The 3,831-nt window shown below is 37.1% G+C and carries 5 protein-coding genes and 1 pseudogene; 1 reads left to right on the top strand and 5 read right to left on the bottom strand.

What is annotated here, in order from left to right; all coding sequences use genetic code 11:
• A pseudogene (locus FNW52_RS20455) lies at positions 1-1,083 on the top strand (reverse transcriptase domain-containing protein); the annotation flags it as partial.
• Positions 1,084-1,169: 86 nt separating this feature from the next.
• Here FNW52_RS20455 and FNW52_RS20450 read toward each other — a convergent pair.
• From FNW52_RS20450 to FNW52_RS20430, 5 genes are all read right to left on the bottom strand, one after another.
• Positions 1,170-1,616: a GNAT family N-acetyltransferase gene (locus tag FNW52_RS20450; protein ID WP_073246144.1), complete on the bottom strand. Its 447-nt coding sequence runs from the start codon at positions 1,614-1,616 to the stop codon at positions 1,170-1,172.
• A gap of 362 nt (positions 1,617-1,978) precedes the next feature.
• Positions 1,979-2,413, bottom strand: coding sequence for a hypothetical protein (locus FNW52_RS20445; protein ID WP_143379320.1), 435 nt, complete (start codon positions 2,411-2,413; stop codon positions 1,979-1,981).
• Positions 2,414-2,776: 363 nt separating this feature from the next.
• Positions 2,777-2,965: a hypothetical protein gene (locus tag FNW52_RS20440; RefSeq protein ID WP_143379319.1), complete on the bottom strand. Its 189-nt coding sequence runs from the start codon at positions 2,963-2,965 to the stop codon at positions 2,777-2,779.
• Positions 2,966-3,154: 189 nt separating this feature from the next.
• Positions 3,155-3,535: a hypothetical protein gene (locus FNW52_RS20435; protein ID WP_143379318.1), complete on the bottom strand. Its 381-nt coding sequence runs from the start codon at positions 3,533-3,535 to the stop codon at positions 3,155-3,157.
• 10 nt (positions 3,536-3,545) lie between these two features.
• A complete protein-coding gene (locus FNW52_RS20430) occupies positions 3,546-3,728 on the bottom strand; it encodes a hypothetical protein (RefSeq protein ID WP_143379317.1) in 183 nt (60 codons plus the stop codon).
• Between the last annotated feature and the right edge of the window lie 103 nt (positions 3,729-3,831).

Here is a 3,831-nt window from a genome sequence, read left to right as displayed (position 1 = left end):
ACAGTAGTCGACAGACTGCTTCAACAAGCCGTATCGCAAGCGATGATGCCGAGATTTGAAAAGGATTTTAGTGTAAACAGCTTCGGATTTCGACCCAACAAAAACGCCCGCCAAGCGGTAGGTAAAGCCTTGGGAAACATTCACGAAGGCTACAATTATATTGTGGATATTGACCTAAAAACCTTCTTTGACGAAGTGGATCATTGCTTGCTGATGAACCTGATTTACCAAAAGGTAAAATGCCCCACGACTTTGCGATTAATCCGCAAATGGTTACGAGTGCCGATACTCATCAAAGGAATACTGGTCAAACGACGAAAAGGAGTCCCCCAGGGAAGTCCGATAAGTCCGCTTTTGTCAAACATTTTGCTCCACGAATTGGACAAAGAACTGACGAGAAAAGGTTTGAAGTTTGTCCGCTATGCCGATGATTTTAGCATTTATACCAAATCGAGAACCCAAGCCAAAACGGTTGGTAACGCTATCTTTCTGTTTTTGAGAGACAAGCTGAAACTGACTATTAATCTGGAAAAGAGCGGGATTAGAAAACCCATTCAGTTCACGATATTGGGATTTTCGTTTGCATCAACTTATCAAAAAGGCGTAAAAGGCAGGTATCAACTCACGGTAGGGGAGAAAGCTTGGGCAAAACTCAAGCAAAGTCTAAAAGAAGTGACGCGCAAAACCGCACCGAGAAGTTTCGAGGAACGCATCCGAAAAATCAACGAAATCCAATGAGGATGGTTAAACTATTTTCGGGGGACGAGTATTCAAGGAAAGTTACGAGATATTGACGGCTGGTTGCGTAACCGACTGCGATACTGCATCTGGACGGACTGGAAGAAACCCGAACGCAAAAGGAAAAACCTGATGCGACTAGGAGTTGACAAAGACCACGCTTATGCATGGAGCAGAACAAGAAAAGGAGGCTGGCGCATAGCCCAAAGTCCGATTCTAAACACTACAATTACCCTACTACGGCTCAAGAAACGAGGCTATCAGTCTATGTTGGAAATTTACATGGAACTCAACCCATCACTTTGCGAACCGCCGTATACGAGACCCGTACGTACGGTGGTGTGAGAGGCGCACTCCGTCAGTTTCTGGCGGAGCCGTCTACTCGATTAGCGGTTCGGGCTTATTTCGGGCTGGTTTTTGTCCTGTCATTGTTACTTTGAATAAACGTTTTTATCATGAAGTTCCATCCATTTGGTTGGGTCTGCAATGTCTATCCACCCAAATTTACGATATAGCTCGTGTGCGTCTCCTGTGAGTAAAATCCAACGTCTTAAACCTTGTAGACTCGGATAGTTCATAACCGTTTCCATTAACCATTTAGAAAGCCCCAATCCTCTGTATTCTTCTAAAATATATACGTCGCCCAAATAGGCAATCGTTGAAAAATCGGTAATGATTCTTGCAAGGCCAATTTGTTTTTCGTCTTGGTAAACACCAAAGCAGAATGAATTTTCAATAGCAGTTTGCACCTTGTCTTTCGGAATATTTATGCACCAATACGCTCTGGTTGATAAAAATTCGTGAATGGCGTCAAGGTCTAATTTTACCTTGTCGGTTGAAATGCAAAACTCGCCTTTGTATATGTTTATGTCTGTCATAGTTTCTGTTTACTGTGCTGTGTCGATTTAGCCTGACCGCTAACGTTCCCGCGCTCTTGCGATGGTGGGGGTAAGCAAGCCTTATATTTCGGTTATGTACCAATTTTTCAAGTACAAAATCAACTTTAAATTAAGCCTTAAACCCCACTATTGCAAAGCGTGTGTTGGGCATTCGGTTCTTTATGCGCAATATTTCGGTTTCGCTTTTCCACCGTTTAAGTGAAAAGTATAAATTAAAATTCAATTATTATGTCGGTAAATAGAATAAGAAAAATTATAAAATCACAAGGATTTGTTCAACTTGAAGAATATATTGAGAATACTCCCGAAAGAGACAAATCTATCGAAAAATTAAAACAACTCTATGATTCTAAAGGAAGAAACAACTCTACATTATCAAAAGATGGAGAAGACCCAGAACGCATTAAATCATAAATATTTATAAAAATTTCAGCTATGTTTTTACTATATCTAATATTTATTCTGTTGTATAATTCTTCTCTTGATAGATCTATTGTTGTATCAAAGAAATTTATTTCTCCTTTAGATTTGTCTTTTTTTAATTCAACAACTGCTATGTATCTTCCTAAATCTATTACTTCGGTAATACCTTTTTCAAGAAAACTTAACCCGATTTCTAAATCTTGTTTAAAATCTTTACCTATAAGATTTAGATTGTATTCAAACTTATCCCAATCATCTGTAACACCAAAAGTTTTGTGGTCGTTCATTTCGTCCACCAAAAAAGTTAATTTTTCGGAGATTGGAGGTTGTGGGATTAAAAAATATTTTTTCATTTTTCTATTATTTTTATCAGCGTCAGTTCGGCACGAACTGATGCCCAACGTTCCCGCGCTCTTGCGATGGTGGGGGTAAGAAAGCCTTATATTTCGGTTATGTACCAATTTTCCAAGTACAAAACCATAATTAAATTTAGCCTTAAACCCCACTATTGCAAAGCGTGTGTTGGTGGTTCGGTTCTTTATCCACAATATTTTCGGTTTAGTTTCTGCACCGTTTTAAAGTCAGAATCATTTTTAAAAATTATAATTATGTTTTCAAAACACACAAAATTTACAGAGTCTAAAGAAGTAACTATTTACTATTTTCTTTGGCTAACAATTTTCAAGTCAACCAAAGAAAGAGTTTTTAAACTTTAACTATTTAGACAACTGATAAACAATGCTAAAATTAGTAGTATTTTGGGTGGTTACAATATCGTATTTTGAGATGTACCATCCATCTGAAAGATGTTGATTTAGTTCAGTTAGTTCGAACTCTATATTTTTAATGTTTGAACTACCGCTTCCGATTTTTGACGAAATATTCACAACTAATACTTTTTGCATTTTATTTATTATTAAGGTTAAAATTAAATTATTTTTATCTGCGTCAGTTCGGCACGAACTGACCACCAACGTCCCGCTACTACAGCGGGTTTGGGATTAAATTGAGCCCTATTTTCGGATTTGCCAAATCTCCCAAATACAAAACCCACTTTCCATTAAGCCAATTGCCCAAATCCGTTGTAGTAGCTGTTATGCCTTCGTGCTTTCTTCTATATTGGTTTTAGCCACTTCCTTTCCGTAAATGTCAAGGTTTTTCTCTTTGGAATATATTTTCCAATTCTTTATTAATTCAACAAACTGAATTTCGGTACAATTATCAAATTTTTTTAAAGCAAAATACATTGCGGTTATAGAAATAGACCTAAATTTTGAGCGATGCCTTTCTTGGCATTTCGGACACCACATCATTGGAGGTTGGATATTTCTTTCAGCTCTAATTTGGTTCAGTTTATTATCTAAGTCAGCCACAAGTTTAAACTGTTTTGGAATTGTCAAATTAGTCTTCCAATTCTCTTGCAAAAGTTGCTTTAATTCAGGAAACCAAATTGTATGTGCTTCTCCAGATGACATTTGTTTTCTTTTATATTATATCGTCAGTTTCGTGATTTTCTTTTTCAATTTCATTCATCTCTTCGTGTGTCACGCCATAGGATGCGCCACCAGAAGTGTATCCCGCAATAAAAGCAAAATTTTCATCGCTGTCAAATTCAACGTCTTCAACTTTTATTTCTTTGTTTAGTTTACGATTTTTATTTTCGCTCATCTGTCGGTTTTTTTAGCATGAGGCATAACGTCCTGTGGCTTTGTCGTCGTTGTGGCTAGTGAGAAACAATATTAACAAATAATAACTAAATTTTAAAATTATG

This window comes from Flavobacterium sp. ZT3R18, assembly GCF_007097385.1.
Lineage (GTDB): Bacteria > Bacteroidota > Bacteroidia > Flavobacteriales > Flavobacteriaceae > Flavobacterium.
The sequence above is the reverse complement of the archived record's forward strand: the minus strand, read 5'-3'. Positions and strand labels throughout refer to the sequence as shown.

Bases quoted from the DNA above. Each gene is read 5' to 3' on its own strand.
- FNW52_RS20450 (WP_073246144.1), bottom strand. From the start codon at position 1,616: ATGACAGACATAAACATATACAAAGGCGAGTTTTGCATTTCAACCGAC.
- FNW52_RS20445 (WP_143379320.1), bottom strand. From the start codon at position 2,413: ATGAAAAAATATTTTTTAATCCCACAACCTCCAATCTCCGAAAAATTA.
- FNW52_RS20440 (WP_143379319.1), bottom strand. From the start codon at position 2,965: ATGCAAAAAGTATTAGTTGTGAATATTTCGTCAAAAATCGGAAGCGGT.
- FNW52_RS20435 (WP_143379318.1), bottom strand. From the start codon at position 3,535: ATGTCATCTGGAGAAGCACATACAATTTGGTTTCCTGAATTAAAGCAA.
- FNW52_RS20430 (WP_143379317.1), bottom strand. From the start codon at position 3,728: ATGAGCGAAAATAAAAATCGTAAACTAAACAAAGAAATAAAAGTTGAA.